18 protein-coding genes are annotated in these 17538 nt (G+C 36.7%); 11 read left to right on the plus strand and 7 right to left on the minus strand.

Features of this window, described 5'->3' with window-relative positions:
- Nucleotides 1-8: 8 nt before the first annotated feature.
- From BCELL_RS01420 to BCELL_RS01430, 3 genes are read right to left on the minus strand one after another with little or no spacing between them, the layout of a single operon-like run.
- On the minus strand, nucleotides 9-1085 hold the full coding sequence (locus BCELL_RS01420; protein ID WP_013486889.1) for a LolA family protein: 1077 nt from the start codon (nucleotides 1083-1085) through the stop codon (nucleotides 9-11).
- Nucleotides 1082-2554 carry a sensor histidine kinase gene (locus BCELL_RS01425; protein ID WP_013486890.1) on the minus strand — a complete coding sequence of 491 codons (1473 nt, stop codon included), beginning with the start codon at nucleotides 2552-2554 and terminating at the stop codon, nucleotides 1082-1084. The genes BCELL_RS01420 and BCELL_RS01425 overlap by 4 nt, the downstream gene beginning before the upstream one ends.
- The gene (locus tag BCELL_RS01430) at nucleotides 2551-3261 is read right to left on the minus strand and encodes a response regulator transcription factor (RefSeq protein WP_013486891.1); all 711 of its coding nucleotides are present in this window, start codon (nucleotides 3259-3261) and stop codon (nucleotides 2551-2553) included. Before BCELL_RS01430 ends, BCELL_RS01425 begins: the two co-directional genes overlap by 4 nt.
- A 208-nt stretch (nucleotides 3262-3469) precedes the next feature.
- On the opposite strand from BCELL_RS01430, the gene BCELL_RS01435 reads away from it, so the two are divergent.
- The gene (locus BCELL_RS01435; protein WP_013486892.1) at nucleotides 3470-4159 is read left to right on the plus strand and encodes a hypothetical protein; all 690 of its coding nucleotides are present in this window, start codon (nucleotides 3470-3472) and stop codon (nucleotides 4157-4159) included.
- A gap of 255 nt (nucleotides 4160-4414) precedes the next feature.
- Nucleotides 4415-5026 (plus strand): NAD(P)H:quinone oxidoreductase, encoded by a 612-nt coding sequence (gene wrbA / locus BCELL_RS01440; protein ID WP_013486893.1) that lies wholly within the window; start codon nucleotides 4415-4417, stop codon nucleotides 5024-5026.
- A 138-nt stretch (nucleotides 5027-5164) separates the two neighbouring features.
- Here wrbA and BCELL_RS01445 read toward each other — a convergent pair whose 3' ends face one another.
- The 3 genes from BCELL_RS01445 to BCELL_RS01455 form a co-directional block, all read right to left on the minus strand.
- On the minus strand, nucleotides 5165-5815 hold the full coding sequence (locus BCELL_RS01445; RefSeq protein ID WP_013486894.1) for a TlpA family protein disulfide reductase: 651 nt from the start codon (nucleotides 5813-5815) through the stop codon (nucleotides 5165-5167).
- A gap of 89 nt (nucleotides 5816-5904) precedes the next feature.
- Nucleotides 5905-6468: a glutathione peroxidase gene (locus BCELL_RS01450; RefSeq protein ID WP_013486895.1), complete on the minus strand. Its 564-nt coding sequence runs from the start codon at nucleotides 6466-6468 to the stop codon at nucleotides 5905-5907.
- A gap of 110 nt (nucleotides 6469-6578) precedes the next feature.
- Entirely contained in the window at nucleotides 6579-7826 is a 1248-nt protein-coding gene (locus BCELL_RS01455; protein WP_013486896.1) for a hemolysin family protein, read from the minus strand.
- A 231-nt stretch (nucleotides 7827-8057) separates the two neighbouring features.
- On the opposite strand from BCELL_RS01455, the gene BCELL_RS01460 reads away from it, so the two are divergent.
- The 6 genes from BCELL_RS01460 (at nucleotide 8058) to arsC (ending at nucleotide 12051) form a co-directional block, all read left to right on the plus strand.
- Nucleotides 8058-8531, plus strand: a complete 474-nt coding sequence (locus BCELL_RS01460; protein WP_013486897.1) for a spore coat protein — start codon at nucleotides 8058-8060, stop codon at nucleotides 8529-8531.
- Between the two features lie 294 nt (nucleotides 8532-8825).
- A complete protein-coding gene (locus BCELL_RS01465) occupies nucleotides 8826-9059 on the plus strand; it encodes a hypothetical protein (protein WP_013486898.1) in 234 nt (77 codons plus the stop codon).
- Between the two features lie 113 nt (nucleotides 9060-9172).
- Entirely contained in the window at nucleotides 9173-9901 is a 729-nt protein-coding gene (locus BCELL_RS01470) for a TraR/DksA C4-type zinc finger protein (protein ID WP_013486899.1), read from the plus strand.
- A gap of 183 nt (nucleotides 9902-10084) precedes the next feature.
- Nucleotides 10085-10432 (plus strand): ArsR/SmtB family transcription factor, encoded by a 348-nt coding sequence (locus BCELL_RS01475; protein ID WP_013486900.1) that lies wholly within the window; start codon nucleotides 10085-10087, stop codon nucleotides 10430-10432.
- Nucleotides 10433-10491: 59 nt separating this feature from the next.
- Nucleotides 10492-11565: an ACR3 family arsenite efflux transporter gene (gene arsB / locus BCELL_RS01480; RefSeq protein WP_013486901.1), complete on the plus strand. Its 1074-nt coding sequence runs from the start codon at nucleotides 10492-10494 to the stop codon at nucleotides 11563-11565.
- Nucleotides 11566-11637: 72 nt separating this feature from the next.
- Nucleotides 11638-12051 (plus strand): arsenate reductase (thioredoxin), encoded by a 414-nt coding sequence (arsC, locus tag BCELL_RS01485; protein ID WP_013486902.1) that lies wholly within the window; start codon nucleotides 11638-11640, stop codon nucleotides 12049-12051.
- Between the two features lie 496 nt (nucleotides 12052-12547).
- On the opposite strand, the gene BCELL_RS01490 is transcribed toward arsC, so the two are convergent.
- Nucleotides 12548-13114: an LOG family protein gene (locus BCELL_RS01490; protein WP_013486903.1), complete on the minus strand. Its 567-nt coding sequence runs from the start codon at nucleotides 13112-13114 to the stop codon at nucleotides 12548-12550.
- Nucleotides 13115-13237: 123 nt separating this feature from the next.
- Between BCELL_RS01490 and BCELL_RS01495 the strand changes: the two genes are divergently transcribed.
- From BCELL_RS01495 to BCELL_RS01505, 3 genes are all read left to right on the plus strand, one after another.
- Entirely contained in the window at nucleotides 13238-14179 is a 942-nt protein-coding gene (locus BCELL_RS01495) for an arsenic resistance protein (protein WP_013486904.1), read from the plus strand.
- A gap of 559 nt (nucleotides 14180-14738) precedes the next feature.
- Entirely contained in the window at nucleotides 14739-15959 is a 1221-nt protein-coding gene (locus BCELL_RS01500; protein ID WP_013486905.1) for an AGE family epimerase/isomerase, read from the plus strand.
- A gap of 14 nt (nucleotides 15960-15973) precedes the next feature.
- Nucleotides 15974-17176: a glycoside hydrolase family 130 protein gene (locus tag BCELL_RS01505; protein ID WP_013486906.1), complete on the plus strand. Its 1203-nt coding sequence runs from the start codon at nucleotides 15974-15976 to the stop codon at nucleotides 17174-17176.
- The last annotated feature ends 362 nt before the right edge of the window (nucleotides 17177-17538 follow it).

The raw sequence follows: 17538 nt of genomic DNA on the forward strand, positions 1-17538 counted from the left end.
TTCAATTTTTAATCATTACTCAATTTCATTTCATTCACAAGTTGTATTATATCATCTAACTCTACATCAGGGTGAAGGATAGAGATAGAATATTGAATATTGTTTTCATCCCAAATGAGATACCTCAAGCTCTCTAAATATTCTGCTACGATACTACCACGTATCGTTACTTTTTCACCTCCTAAATATGCATCTTCATTATAAGTGGGTGCAACACTTAATGATAAATAAGGAATATCATTTTTCCAATAATAGAGAGTAACTTCCTCTTGTATTTCACCGGAAAGAGAATAACTTTCAATCGATAGGAGGCTTAAGTCCTCTTCATCGAATAAATAAAAAGGTGTTTGCACTATTTCCTCTGCATCTGAAATTGAGTCAATAATCTTGATACTTTCATTTAACGTATCATTCACTTCTGTAAATGTAATATGACTCGGTAAATCAATCGTAAAGGTATCATCATCGAACTGAGGGCTAAAATCGATCTCCTTATATTCAATGGTAGTTGTAATATCACCAGCTACAGATATTCCCTTCACCATGAACCATGTTTTTTTATCGACCCATAACTCGATATCACCTATTAGTAAATTTGACTCTTTCGCAGTAAGAACCATATGATAAGTATCTATTCCATTAACGACTACTTCACCTTTTACTTCATAGTAATGTGTGTCTTTCATGTTTTCTAGCATCGAGGTTACTTGCTCCCTATGAGTTAACGTAGGAATGGCTTCGTCAGAGAGATCTATTTTAATGGCAGTATCATTAGCTTCTTCATAAAAATACAAGTCAAAACCATCATTTACTGCAATTGATTGTTGGTTTGTAGCGTTGTCAATCGTAATAACCTTTCTTTTCCCTTCTTGACTAACATGTTCTTTAAAGGTAGCTTTTTCAGAAAGACCATCGCCGTAATGAAAGGTCATCTCACCTTCAGCATAGTAAGCGAAAAAATCATCATTAGTAGATAAAATATTGGAATATAGCTCATCAGCCGAAACCCCTACTTGTGAGGAAGTGCATCCGGCTCCAATTAGGGCTATGGTGATCAGCCCGATGAGTAAAGTCATGTTTTTCACCTATAATCATCCCCTTCTATTTCCTGCAACCAACATGCAATAAGTGTTCCGTGTGGTTTTTCTGACCATAGCATAATTTTTCCGCCGTGCTGTTCAATAATCATTTTAGCTATGCTTAAACCAAGACCGGAGCTTCCAGATTGACTTCTTGCAGTTTCTCCTTGAACGAATGGTTGAAAAAGGTAGTCTACATTTTCTGAGTCTATGAAACTACCTTCGTTTTGAACTAATATAACAGTGCCGCCCTTTCTCCATTCATCGACTTTTTTGATGAGTGAGGGAAAAACCCATTTTGGTAGTGGGCTAGTTTGTTTATAGGCACCAATCCAAAGGCTTTTCATTTGCGGAGTATGCCGCAACCCATTTGTCATCACATTATCAACAAGTCTAATCATTTGTTTTGGATTCACTTTATACTTACTTTCTACATCATAGTGAGTGTGTAACTGAATGTCTTTACTAGCAGCTGATTCTTCGTAACCTGATAGAAGCATATCGAAGAATTCTTCTCCATCGACTACTTTGAATTCTGAATGGTTACGTGTAGATTGAAGTGAATTATATGTGACTAAATCATCAAGCATTTGACTCATGAAATCTAACTTCTCAAAAAGAACTTGTTTATATTCATTTCTTTCCCTTGGTGATAGCTGCCCATACAATAAAGCCTCATTATATGCTCGGACAACGGTTAAGGGTGTTTTAAGATCGTGGGATAAGGAAGCGACAATAAAGTCCTTTTCTTTCTGATGATTGAGTAGTTCCTTTTTCGTTCCTTCTATTTCCACGCGCATTTCTTCAAAATGACCCATTAGCTCACCGATCTCATCTTTCGGAATCGTTTTTAACGGACTAATTTCCTTTTCCTTTGCGAAGTCTGTCATTCTCGCATGTAAAAGCTGAAGGGGCCGATTGAGCTTTCGATTTAATAAAAAAATAACTACTGCATACGTTAAAATAAAAAAGAAGCTAAATAGTGTAAATAATGTAAGTGTTCGGTTACTTACCCCTTCTAACCACTCGTCTCTTGCTAATTTCATCTCATAAATACCAGCAAGTTCGCCATTTTCAAAAACAGGTTTTTTTAACGAATATGTACGATAATTTTTTTGAATCTCATTAAGGTTTTGATAGACTTCAGTTGTACTTGCAAATAATGGGGTATTGGTTGATGGACTATTTAATGTTGAAAATAGCTGTACCCCATCAGGACGGTACAAATTAATTTGTAACGAATCGCTGCCCATCTTTTGTATATGTTCATAGTTTGTCATTGGTTGTAGCTGGTACAAACTAGCGTTATTTAATATAGGTTCTAAATTTGAAAATGTTTGTAAAACGTCTAAATAATTTTCTAAATCTTGTTCTTTATCATAGCTACTAATTGTAATATAAAGGGCATAAATAGTAGTAATAGGAAGAATCATTACAATAAAATAACTAATCATAAGCCATGTTTTTATCTTCATTGAATCACTTCACCGATGAATCTATATCCTTCTCCCCAAACTGTTTGAATAAATTTAGATGTACGAGAATTATCTTGAAGTTTTGTTCGTAGCCCTTTTATATGAACAGTAACTGTATTATTCCCATCTAAACTACTTTGTTGCCATATATGCTCGTAAAGCTCTGTTTTCGAGAACGTTTGACAAGGGTTTTTAGCTAAAAGTAAAAGTAAGTCTAGTTCTTTAGTTGTTAACAATAATGGTTTACCATTTAAATAGACATTCTTTTTCAAAAAATCGATTGATAGACCATGTAGAAAATCAATCATAGGTTGTGCTTCATGTTGATGTAAGTAACGGTCGTACCTTCTTAAATGTGAATGGATTCTTGCAGAAAGCTCGATTAAGCTAAAGGGCTTCGTTAAATAATCATCGGCACCAAGATCTAACCCTCGGATTTTACTAGCATCCTCTTGTTTAGCGCTAATAATAAGCAATGGAACATTGCTTTCAAGTCTTATCGTCTTGCATAAAGTAAATCCATCCATTTCAGGTAGCATTAAATCTACTAGTACTAAATCAAAGCTATTTTGCTTAAAATCCTCTAACCCTTCCATACCAGTAGAAGCCCATGTGACATGGAAGCCCTCTTTACGTAAGTGATCGACAACGATTCTTGCAATATCCTTATCGTCTTCAACTATTAATATATTCCGAGTATGACTCAACTTTTCTCAACTCGCTTTCTACCTATAAGTATAAACGTCATCTGCACTTGTAAATGGATTCTTTATATTTACTTAATAACTATTTCTATTTTCTAACAAAAATAGAAATTTTGAAATATGAAAGGTCATTTTACCTTTAAAAATTGTAACAAAGAACAATAGTAATCGTCTTAAATACTAAATGAAGAAATGATGGAAGGAGATTTGTATGAGAATTTCAAATAAGATATATTTATTTTTCAGCTTTCTTGTTGTGTTTTCTCTTCTATTAGGAACTTCTGCATTTGCCGAACAGGAGCCGATCACACGTGAGAAACTAGAGGAATGGGAGGAGCAAGGGATAGACCCAAATCATACAGAAGTGAGTGAAAACCTTTTAGAGTATGTAAATGAACATTTGAGTGACATATTTGCCAGTATGCATATAGACCGAAGCGAACGAGAATTAGGTGTACTTGTGTTTTCTTTTATAGAGCCTGTTAGTGAAGAGCATGCTAGCGCAATGAAACAACTCGTTAGCTCTCCAGCGGAAGTTGAGTTACGACAGGTTCAGTATAAGGAAGCGGAGTTAAATGCGAAAACTGCAGAAATAGATTTAAATCAATTTCAAGAAGCTGGCATTTCGATTTACCGAGTTGGACCTGATGTCACTCATAATCGCGTTGAGATAGCAATTGAGCCATATAATGAAGAAAATGCGAGAATGATTTATGACTATTATGGTAGTGAAATGATTCATGTTGTTGAAGGGGAGCAGCCGATGCTGTTACTCACAGAACAAGAAATAGAAGAAAGCAACACTGACGAAGTGGGAGAAGTAGAGTTAAAAGAAGAAAAAAGTACAATATCTACATTTTTTTCTTCCATAGTCGATTGGTTCCGAAATCTCTTTAAATAAAGTAATATCCCCGTTAATGAGGCTGATCCAAAAGCTTATTAAAAGATCTGGCAATGACTCCACTCGCCGCGCGCCCACTATAATCCACTTATAGTGGGCTTTTGGGTTTTAATAGATTGCGTTGGCTCCACATATTGTTTAGAGGTTGACTCGAAAGGTAAAAATTAGACCTTTTGAGTCAACCTTTGAATAATCAATGAAACAGTTGGAAAAATAACAAGGATGTGTGAAATACATAATAAAGGAGAAGGTAATATGTCTAATATAAACGTAGCAATCGTTTATTACAGCTCAACAGGAACGAATTACCAGCTAGCACAATGGGCAAAGGAAGGAGCACAGGAGTTAGGTGCTGCCGCAAAGGTGTTAAAGGTGCCTGAGCTCGCTCCTGAAGCAGCTATCGAGCAAAACCCTGCTTGGAAAGCACATATGGAAGAAACGAAGGATGTACCTGAGGTAACTTTGGATGATTTGGAGAACGCAGATGCAATCATTTTTAGCGTCCCTACACGATTTGGAAATGTTCCAGGACAAATGAAACAGTTCTTAGATACGACTGGTGGGTTATGGTTTAATGGTAAGCTTGCTAATAAAGCAGTGAGTGCGATGAGTTCTGCTTCTAATGCTCACGGTGGACAAGAGGCAACAATATTAGCGCTATATAATACTATGTATCATTGGGGAGCAATTGTTGTTGCACCTGGCTATACCGATCCAGTAGCATTTGAATCTGGTGGAAACCCATACGGGACAAGTGTCACAGTTAGCCAAGATGGAAAAATGCAGGAGGACGTAGAAAAAGCAGTGAAGCATCAAGCAAGAAGAACAGTAGAAGTGGCACAATGGATCCAACACGGTACGAAATAAATTAGGGCTTAGGACGGTGCCATACGGCTATTAACAGTGTTGGCAATGGTTTCACTCGTCGCGGCCAACTAAAAGAAAACCACATTTAGTAGTGGAGGTGGCCGCTCCGTACAAAGCTAAAGGGTGACTCAATAGGTATCAGCCTTTTGAGTCACCTTCATTATAGTAGATTTCTTGTGCTTCCTCGTATAATGCAATAATTTGCTCGTAGTTCATGTAACCAACTTTCCTAATAATCGTTCGCCCATCAGGATCGATTACAAATGTCATCGGTAAACTCACAATTAAGTATTCTTTCTCTACGAATCCTTCAACATCCATCGCTATATCATAAGGAATATTGAAGTCATTAATAAACGCAATAGCACTAGACTTACTCGTTTCAGTATTTGTTAAGTTTACGCCTAAAACTTCGACATCTTCCTCGGCATAGTTTTCATGAAAGTCAATTAAGTATGGAATTTCATCTTTACATGGGCCACACCAAGATGCCCACGCGTTCATGATGACAAAATTACCACGGTAATCATGTAAACTTATTTCCGAAGATTCATCCCAAGACGGGAGGGTGAAGTTTGGTGCAATTCGGCCAGGGTAAGGACCGATTTCCTCAGATTCAGAATAACTCACTTCCTCATCTCTATTCTCTATCCCGCCAGTTGATAAGTATTCTTCGATACGTTGATCGTTTCGAGAACTTTCCTTTAATATATAGTCGTATACGACATAGCCACTCACTAGTATGGCAATGATGAATATGGATAAATTCATTAACCTTTTTTTTAGCAAAATGAACCCTCGCTTTACATAGGATAATTACTTATCTATAGTATACATGATAAAAATGAATGAAGAGAAGTAATCTGAATGTAATCAGCCTAAGCAGTTACTTGCTGAAGTAGGCTTTCAATATCACGCTCTATATCAATTGGATCTGTCGTACATTCAAATCGATCTACAACGTTTCCTTCAGGATCAATTAGAAACTTCGTGAAATTCCATTTTATACTATAGTTATCGCTTAAATACTCAGGGTGCTTCTCGTTAATAAGAGGCAGCAAGATTTTTGATACTGGATGCATTTCATTAAAGCCTTTAAAATTTTTCTGACCCGTTAAATAATTAAATAATGGATGTGCGTCATTTCCGCGGACATCTGTTTTTTGAAATAATGGGAAACTAACACCGTAATTAAGCATGCAGCTCGTTTGAATTTGATCATTAGAGTCAGGCTCTTGATGGTCGAATTGGTTACATGGGAAACCTAAAATGACAAACCCCTTATCTTTATAACGGTCATATAAACGTTGTAAATCTTTGTATTGGTATGTAAATCCACACCTTCCAGCAGTATTCACTATGAGAACAACTTTCCCTTTATATTCTCTTAAAGATTTATCTTTGCCATTCATTGCAACAGCAGAGTAATGATAGATACTCATATTATTCCTCCAATATATGATTCTTTAGACCTGAATATATTAGCCTAGTTTCTAGCTGTTAGCAAATAAATTGCTTCAACAAAAAACTAAAGTGACGCCTGTGTGCCACTTTAGTTTAAGCTAACCTCGATCGCACGTATTCTTCTCTCGTCAGCATCAATAATCTTTAAAGAAATATGCTCATATTGTACTTCTTCATTAACCGACGGAATTCGTTGAAACACTTCGGAAAGCCAACCACCAATTGTGTGATATGGTGTGTCAGGTAGCTCAATTTTCGTTTTCCTTACGAAATCATCCAATGGACAATCGGCATGAACAATGAGTGTGGAAGGGTCAACCTGTTTGAGTAAGTTAATATCCTCATCATGTTCATCCCAGATTTCTCCCACTATTTCTTCTAAAATATCTTCGAGTGTAATGAGTCCTTCTGTTCCTCCATATTCATCGATGACAATAGCCATATGCCCTTTATTTTTCTGAAGTTGCGGCAGCAATGTATGGATTCGCATCGACTCAAAAACAAATACAGGATCACGTAAAAGCTTGCGAATATCTACATCATATTCTAGTTGAATATATGCCTTTAAAAAATCACGTTCTGATAAAATACCTATAATATTATCGATATTTCCTTCATAAACAGGGATACGAGAATAACGTTCCTTTATGAATGTGTTTTTTATTTCATCCACTGTGTTATTGACATCAATAGCGACGATATCCATCCGAGGCGTGACTATTTCTGCAACGATAATATCATTAAAGTCTAAGGAGCGGTGAACTAATTCTCGTTCACTTTCGTCAATGACGCCTTCTTCTTCACTAATACTAATTAATTCCTTTAACTCTTCTTCTGTGACGGAAGGTGCCGTCTTCTCCTTTTTTATAAGTTTTGAAACGAATATTTTAAGCTGTAGGAAAACCCAAGTTATCGGTGATAAAAATTTTATAAGAACAAGCAATATCCATGATATTTTTGAAGAGAACGTTTCTGCAAATTCCTTTGCATACGACTTAGGTAATATTTCGCCAAAAATGAGGACGAGTACAGTCATGACAAATGTACTTACAAATACGCCTAAATTAGGTCCGAAAATCGCTGTTGCTACTTGTGCAGATATTGTTGCAGCAGCAATATTTACTAAGTTATTCCCAACTAATATTGTTGACAATGCTTGGTCGAAATTATGGAGAATACTATATGCTCGCTGTGCACCTTTATTATTTTCGTCCATCATTGTTTTCAAGCGTATTCTGTTCGCACTAGAATATGCGGTTTCGGCTGAGGAAAAGAAAGCAGACATGATTAGTAGGAGAAATAGTAATAAAATAAGGTATATAGGAATCTGCTCCAAGCCCTTCACATCCTTTATCTTTAACAGTATTTAAGCGATAAAAATTAAGCACTGTTAATTAAAGTAGTAGGTTATCTCTTCGTACATTTAGTATGAGAATGTTGCAATTTGTTATACGGTCTAATAAACAATCTCCTTATTGAGATCTATTACGAACGGTCTAGAACAGAACCAACCCTACCGTGAATAGGTTATCGTTGTAAGCAAAATAAAATAAGGAGTTGTATTTAAATGAGTCAAGGTCATTTAGCTTGGCATGAAACGTTGGAAATTCATGAGTTGGTAGCAGCACAATCAATCGGTTTAATGAAGATGAAAAAAGCAATAAAGGATATTAATAACCAAGAATTACATGGGATTTATGAAAGCGCAATTAAAGGTGTTACAAATAATTTGATGGAACTTATAGCATTTTATCCTGATATGCCAAGGGCAGAAAGTACGATGACAGAAAAAGAGTTAGAAGGTTTGTATGCAGGTGACTTACTCACTTTTTCTAAAATGAGTGTTCGGAATTACGCGATTGCAATTACAGAAGCGGCAACACCTGAAGTTAGAAAGGTATTTCAAAAGCATTTAAATAATGCGATTGATCTACATGGGAAAGTATTTAACTATATGTATAAAACAGGAAAATACCCAGCGTATGATTTAGATAAGCTGTTAAAAAATGACTTGCAGCTAGCAAGAAAAGCGTTGAAGTAAAAAGAAGAAGTTGCAACCCTCCCTTTGCGATGTCACTAGAATATGACAGAAAGTCGCAGCAATGGAGTCGTGGAGATAAACTTCCCTTATTGAGGTAGCTTTATTTTGCTTAGAGGATGCTTTACTTAAAAGTATCCTCTATTTGGTATGGATTTAGAATGATATTTCTTCAGAAAATAACCATCAAACCGGTTATCCTTTGAGGACTCAGGAAGGTAAATTATTGAAGGGCACTGAAAAAGTGATGTTCTTTCACTTTTTCAGTGTCCCTAAGAAAAATGAGGGGGACACATTGTGAGTACAACTAAAAAGGGAAAAACATTTGCAGCTGATCAGAAAACACTGACCAATACACCTGAACGTAGAGAATTTACTGTAGCCTCAGATATTAGCTCAGAGAATCCGTTCAAATCGAATGCTTACTACCCAGGAGATTCTGTTAATGAGCATAAAGAACTTGAAAAGGCCAATTTAGACATTGCTGAGGACGAGCTTAGACAGCAAAATGAGAATAATTCATTGGACTAGCTTTCTTCTTTTGTCTAATTTTTACAAGCTACTTCCAAAATGTTTGTATCAAATTACAAGGGGAATAAGACAAACTAAGTATGTATGCAAACTTTTATGTAGGAGGTGCACCATTGCTTACAAATGATCAAATAAATGCATTGAAAAAAGAACTCATGCAGATGAAGGAAGAGCAGCTCACTCGTTTAAATGGACAACATTATGGCTTAGAATTAGAATTACTAAAAGAATCAGTTGGTGAGTTATCCAATTATGATAATCACCCTGGGGACCAAGGAACAGAGCTCTATGAACGAGAAAAGGATATTGCATTAAATGAGCATAGTGAACAGCTGTTAGATGAAATAGATAATGCGTTAAAAGCAATAGAGGAAGGGTCATATGGGAAATGTGAAGTTTGTGGTACGGACATTCCGTATGAGCGATTAGAAGCAATTCCAAATGCGCGAAGATGTATACAGCACGCAGAAGAGAAGTCGGTTTCTAATAAACGGCCAGTTGAAGAAGACGTCATTGCACCCGCATTTGGTGAATTTGAATACGACGAAAGCGTACGAAACGAAACGTTTTTCGATGCAGAAGATGCTTGGCAAACAGTAAGTATATACGGTTCATCAGAGACACCTTCAGATTTTCTAAACGTAGACAACAAAGATTACAACAACATGTTTGTTGAATCTGAAGAACCTATTGGGATAGTTGAAGATATCGAGGGAATTTTAACTGCAGATATTGAAGGAAACTATTCTGGACCAAGTGTGGATCACAAGGAATATGAACAATATTTGGATGAAAATGATGTTACCTCTGTATTAGACGGTAATAAAAAAGAAGAAGAATAAATGAGAGGGAGACTCAAAAGGTTGAGTCTCCCTTATAATTATCCGATTATTTAGGAGCCATCTAGTTGATGTGAGCGAAGATTGGCTGCAGAGGAAGATAATTTACAATTTCTTAATATATAAGTAATTGATTATATAATTATTCACTTATATAATGATTAGTGAAATGGAGGTGGAGTAGCGATGACAATATTAAATAAGTTAGATATTGAACAAGGAGCAAAAATCTTGAAGCTGTTAGGAGACAATACGAGGCTCAATATTGTAACACTCCTAATGGAGGATGAATGCTGTGTATGTGAGCTCGTGGAAATTCTGCAGATGAGTCAGCCATCGATAAGTCAACATGTAGCTAAACTAAAGTCCTTTAATATCATAACGGAACGTAGAAAAGGGCAGTGGATTTTTTACAAAATAAATACATCAGCAGAGATTTATCCCCTAATAGATAGCATTGTTTCACACTTCCCAGAGCAAAATGATCGTATTAAAGCGTTAGAGGAGAAAGGTTTAAGAGTGTGTTGTAATTAAGCTTTTCATTCAATTGAAGAAATAAATAGCTATTATTACTGAATTGGGGGAAATAAAATATGGGTAATGAACAAGCCCAAGGACAAGGACTTAGTTTTTTTGAGCGCTACTTAACGATTTGGGTAGCAGTATGTATTATCGTAGGAATTGCAATCGGACAATTAATGCCAGCAGTACCTAATACATTAGATGAATGGAAGATTTCAGAGATCTCCATTCCTGTTGCCATCTTAATATGGTTAATGATCTTTCCTATGATGGCAAAAATTGATTTTTCAAGTATTGTCAACGCAGGAAAAAAACCTAAAGGCTTAGTTATTACTTTAGTAGTTAACTGGCTTATCAAGCCTTTTACAATGTTTTTCTTCGCTTGGTTATTTTTTCGCTTTATATTTAGTCCATTTATACCCGAAACGTTAGCAACTGAATATATCGCAGGAGCCGTACTTCTCGGAGCTGCACCATGTACAGCGATGGTATTCGTATGGAGCTACCTTACAAAAGGGGATGCAGGATATACGTTAATTCAAGTATCAGTTAATGATTTAATTTTAATTTTTGCTTATGGACCAATCGTAGCGCTACTACTTAGAGTAAATAATGTCATTGTTCCGTTAGATACAGTATTTTTATCGGTGCTATTATTTATTGTTATTCCGTTAGCTGCTGGTTATATTTCACGAGTAATCCTTGTGAAGAGAAAAGGAATGGATTGGTTCCAAAATGTGTTTCTAAAAAAAGCTGGGAATTTTACAATTATCGGCCTTTTACTCACGTTAGTTATTTTGTTTTCTTTCCAAGGAGACGTTATTTTAAATAATCCGTTCCACATCGGATTAATTGCAGTGCCACTCATTATCCAGACGTTATTTATTTTTGTTATTGCGTATTTATGGGCGAAGTGGTGGAGAATTAAGCATAGCATAGCAGCACCAGCTGCGATGATTGGAACGAGTAATTTCTTTGAGCTAGCTGTAGCCGTTGCAATCGCATTATTTGGATTAAACTCAGGTGCTGCTCTCGTGACAGTTGTCGGTGTGCTTGTTGAGGTTCCGCTCATGCTATATTTAGTGAAAATTGCCAACAAAACAAAGCACTGGTTCCCAGAAAGCAGCGTCGTAAAACACGGATGATTTTGTTAACTTAAACGTTAACGTATCTAATAAATTTAATTTAAACGAATCATTAAAGGAGAAGTGAAAATAATGACTAAACCAATTATTTATTTTTTATGTACAGGTAATTCATGCAGAAGTCAAATGGCTGAGGCATGGGGGAAAGCATATTTAGGGGAAAAATATGACGTGTATTCTGCAGGGATTGAAGCTCACGGAGTAAATCCAAAGGCAGTTCAAGCAATGAAAGAAGTAGACATTGATATTACTGATCAAACATCAGACACTATAGATCAAGAGCTTTTGCAGAAGGCAGACTTAGTCGTAACTCTATGCGGCCATGCTAACGATGTTTGCCCAGCAACACCACCTAATAAGGAACGTGTCCACTGGGGCTTCGATGACCCAGCAAAGGCAGAAGGAACCGATGAAGAGAAATGGGCCGTATTCCAACGCGTACGTGATGAAATTGGAGCACGCATTAAAAGATTTGCAGAAGAGTAACCAGCAAAAGGGCGAACTTCCCTTTTGCTGGTTACTCGAAGCGTGAGCGAAAAGCCGCCAGCCCTTGAAGCTATATCGGAGTGGTTTTTTCCGATATAGCGCGCGGCGAAGGAGCCACGCCAAAAGGGTGAACTTCCCTTTTGCTGGTTACTCGAAGCGTGAGCGAAAAGCCGCTAGCCCTTGAAGCTATATCGGAGTGGTTTTCTCCGATATAGCGCGCGGCGAAGGAGCCACGCCAAAAGGGAGTACTTCCCTTTTGCTGGTTACTCGAAGCGTGAGCGAAAAGCCGCAAGCACTTGAAGCTATATCGGAGTGGTTTTCACCGAAATAGCGCGTGGCGAAGGAGCCACGCAAAAATTTAATTGCAATGGCTTCGTTCGTTGCGCGACTACTATGAGAACCCCGCTCATAGTAGTCTTTTAAAAGATTGCAACGACTACGCGCATTGCTTAGAGAGTGACACAAAAGGTAAAATGCGACCTTTTGTGTCACCCTCTTAATTCCACTTATTATGTTTTAATGGTTCGTAAGAAGAAATTTTGTCAAGAAGGTCATGTAGAGAATTTTCAACAACTAGTTGATCAATGAAATCCTTTTTTAGAAATCCTTCCTTTATCATATGAGATAATAAGTGTTGGAAAGGCTCATAAAAATCATTAATGTTAAACACACCAACAGGCTTTTCATGGTAACCGATTTGCTGCCATGTCATGATTTCCGCAAGCTCCTCAAGCGTACCGATTCCTCCTGGTAGCGCAATAAAAGCATCAGCAAGGTCATACATTTTATGCTTTCTTTCATGCATCGTTTCTACAATATGTAAATGCGTCAATTCAATATGCTCAACTTGATCATATATTTTTTGGGGGATGACCCCAGTTACTTGCCCGCTATGGTCAATAACTGACTTAGCTAGTGCACCCATTAATCCGGAATGCCCGCCCCCATATACTAATTCAATATTATTCTCAGCTAACGATTTTCCGAGAGCAACAACTTCCTTTAAGTATATGTTGTTTCCTCCAAAGCTTGATCCACAAAACACACAAATCTTCTTAATCAAAATATAAAACCTCCATATGTAAACTCATTTTGCTGTGATACTATTTTAAGTATACACAGATTAGCTTGTATTAGAATGAGTTTCTATTGTTATTTACAAAAATAAAACAGAAGGGTACATCATATGCATACATTTGAAAAGCTATACACACTTTTTATTACTTTTTCTGCATTATTTGGTCTATTATTAGGCAGATATGATTTTATAAGGGAGAATGCAAATGATATCATTGTTCCAGCATTAGTGATGATGCTATTTATTACTTTTTTACAAATCTCTTTTAAAGAGACGATACATGCTATGAAAAACACAAAGTTTACAGTAACAAGTCTCGGCATTAACTTTATATGGACACCTCTATTAGCAGGGCTGTTAGCCTACATTTTCTTATATGACCATCCAGCTCTATGGATCGGTTTTATTTTACTAATGGTAACACCATGTACGGATTGGTATTTAATTTTTACAAGTATAGCTAGAGGGAACGTACCTCTTTCGACAGCGGTTTTGCCAATCAACTTCATAGTACAAGTACTCCTGTTACCAATTTTTCTAATCATTTTTGCGGGTACAACCGGCTTCATTCAAATGACTACAATTGTCCAAAGCATACTATTCGTCTTGTGTCTGCCGCTGTTAATGGCTTACATTGTAAAAAGGCTAACTAGAAAACGTCAAGTGTTATATGACAACATAAATGCTAAACTCTCGAGCTTACCTGTAGTGTTTTTATGTATCGCTATTATGGCTATGTTTGCATCAGAAGGATACTTACTGTTTCAAAATCTAGAACTGCTAGCTGTACTGTTAATCCCTGTGACATTGTTTTTTATCATTAACTTTTATATGAGTCAATTAATAGGGAAAAAGCTGAACTTTAACCGAGCCGATCGTGTGAGCTTAGTTTTGACGACATTAGCTAGAAATTCACCAATCGCCTTAGCTTTAGCTATCGTAGCCTTTCCAGCTGAGCCTTTAATACCATTAACGTTAATAATAGGTCCTTTATTAGAGCTTCCTATATTAATGCTAGCCACCCAATTGTTGTTAAAAAACGGTAAATAACTTCTTTAATAGGAGAAAAATATGCAAAAAGGGAGACTCTCTAGGTAAAAACAACCTTTGAGTCTCCCTTTCTAACATTTCTGTTATACACAGTAATGCATCTATATGATTTTACTTCATTTATTGCCGCGGTACATCGCTGTACTTCTTTTGAAACATCTTAAATAATGAAAGCCCTACCTCTCTCTCATCCTTACGGTTCCGAGACCGTGCCAGTGATAAGAAAATTCCTTCTTATCGTATAAATAAGGCGCACTCAGAGTATTTACAGGATTCCAAAAAATCCGTATATAATTTTTTAATAGTTGTTTAATAGCTATAGTAAATCATTACGAACGAAAAAAAATAAAACCACATTTTACGCGTGAACGTAAGTTTGTATTATAACACATTTATTGATTGCTGACAAATCCACGTTTATTCCATACACACATAAATAATGATTCCTAAATTTGATATTAAATGTTATTATGTAAATAACAAAAATAATAACAAATATAATAATTATTACTACTCATGAATCAGTGATTTAAAATAAATGGTAAAGGTGTGAGTGTGGATGGATAAAACTTTGTTGTATCGTGCGAAGCAAGAAATAGAAAAAGAACTGACCGATCGAATACTCCCTTTCTGGAAAAAAAGGGTGATAGATGGAAGTGGAGATGGCTTTCATGGCTATATCGACTACCATTTAACAATTGATCATGACAGTGAAAAAGGTTGTATCCTTCATTCTAGAATACTGTGGAGTTTCTCTGCTGCGTACCGAAAGTATAAAAATGACACAGATTTACAAGTTGCAACACGAGCCTTCAATTATTTGAAAAATTATTTAATAGATGATGAGTTTGGTGGGCTTTATTGGTCGGTTACAAATGAAGGAGAGTTAAATGATACGAGAAAACACATCTATAACCAAGCGTTTGGTATATATGGATTAGTTGAATACTTCAGAGCGACTAATAATGAAGAGGCGCTACAATTAGCAAAAGAGATTTATCAATTAATAGAAATGCACGGCTTTGACGAAGAGAATAAAGGGTATTTAGAAGCGTTCAGTAGACAGTGGGAGAAAGATGAAGATTTAAGACTAAGTGACAAGGATATGGATGTAGAAAAAACAATGAATACCCACCTTCATATACTTGAAGCTTATACTAATTTATACCGTGTATGGAAAGATGATGTTTTTAAGGAGAAGTTTGAATTGTTATTTGATGTAGTAGCGGAAAAGGTATTGAACGAAAAAACAGGACATTACAGCTTGTTTTTTGATGCGGGTTGGAAAAAAGAATCCGATGTTATTTCATATGGACACGATATCGAAGGTAGCTGGTTAATGACAGAAGCGGCTGAAGTATTAGGCTGTAAAGTCAGACAAAATAAAATGAAAACAATGGCAATAAAAATGGTAGATGCATGTATTGAGGAAGGATTAGAGAATGATGGTAGTCTCATTAATGAAAAGGATTCAAATGATGTCGATGCGACCCGAGTTTGGTGGGTTCAGGCGGAAAGCTTAGTTGGCTTTTTGAATGCCTATGAGCTAAGTGGTGAGGAGCGTTACTTAAAGCATTTCCACAATAGTTGGGAGTATATAAAGAAATATGTTATAGATGATAAACATGGGGAATGGTATTGGGAGCTTGATCAGGACAACAACGTAAATAAAGAAAAGCCAATCGTTGAGCCGTGGAAAGGACCGTACCATAATAGCCGAGCATGTATGGAAGCTGTAGAAAGAATAACAAAAATAACAAATAACTATATAGACCGATAAAAGGAGAATGTAAAATGGAGAATGTTTTTCAAGCAAGAATGAAAGCGGTTCATGAACGGTATAAGGAAACAATTCAGCGAGAAAATAAAAAACTTGAAAATGGAAATGGTATTTACGATCGCTATGAACACCCTATTTTGACGAAAGAGCATGTACCGCCATATTGGATCTATGACTATAATGAGGAAACTAATCCTTACTTTATGGAAAGGTTAGGTATGAATGTTGTTTTTAATCCAGGTGCAATTTATTTAAATGGAAAGTTTCATTTAGTAGCTCGTGTCGAAGGAGTTGACCGTAAATCATTTTTTGCTGTTGCGGAGAGTGATAATGGTATTGATGGCTTTAAGTTTTGGGACTATCCTGTTACTTTGCCAGATACGAATGAAGATGAAGTCAATGTGTATGATATGCGTTTAGTGCAACATGAGGATGGCTACATATACGGGCTATTTTGCTCTGAAAGAAAAGACAAATCAGCGCCTCCAGGAGACACATCAAGTGCCATTGCGCAATGCGGTATCGTGAGAACAAAGGATTTAAAAACTTGGGAACGACTAAATGACCTTGAAACAAAATCTGCACAACAGAGAAACGTCGTTTTACATCCTGAATTTGTGAATGGTAAATATGCTTTCTATACCCGTCCCCAAGATGATTTTATTGAAGCTGGTACTGGTGGTGGTATTGGTTGGGGGCTGTCAGATAGCATTGAGAAAGCGAAGATAGATGAAGAATTGATTGTGGATCCAAAGGAATACCATACTATAAAAGAGGTGAAGAATGGCCAAGGGGACGCTCCGATTAAAACGGATAAAGGCTGGCTTCACGTTGCACATGGCGTACGTAATACAGCGGCAGGGCTGCGCTATACTATTTATGTTTTCCTAACGGACTTAAATGAACCGTGGAAGGTCACGCACCGCCCGGGAGGCCACTTTATCGCACCAGAAGGAATTGAAAGAGTTGGTGACGTTTCAAACGTCGTTTTCACTAATGGCTTAATAGAAAAAGATGGAGAAGTGTTTATTTATTATGCTTCTTCAGATACGAGATGTCATGTAGCAACAACGACGATTGATCGTTTATTAGATTATGCGACCAACACTCCTGAAGATAAGCTCCGTTCCACTTACAGCGTTGAACAGCGGAAAGAATTAATCGGAAATAACTTATCATTATTTGAAAAAAATCCAGAGCTTGATCCTCGTAATTGATAGCAAGGTTTTAGAGGTCGCTGAAAAAGTGGTGTTCTTTCACTTTTTCAGCGACCTCGATTTTTACTTTTGAGTCATTCTTTTTGAAATGCTTACCTAAAAAACGAAATAGAGCATCTGAAGGTCATCATACGAGCCCAATGCTTACCGAGAAAACAAGAAGAAGTTCCTGAAGGTCATCATAGAAGCGCAATGCTTACCGAGAAAACGGGAAGAAGCATCTGAAGGTCATCATAGAAGCGCAATGCTTACCGAGAAAACAAGAAGAAGCACCTGAAGGTCATCATAGAAGTGCAATGCATACCGAGAAAACAAGAAGAAGCATCTGAAGGTCATCATACGATCGCAATACTTACGAAAAA

Origin of the sequence: Evansella cellulosilytica DSM 2522, from assembly GCF_000177235.2 — a bacterium.
GTDB classification, from domain to species: Bacteria; Bacillota; Bacilli; order Bacillales; family Salisediminibacteriaceae; genus Evansella; species Evansella cellulosilytica.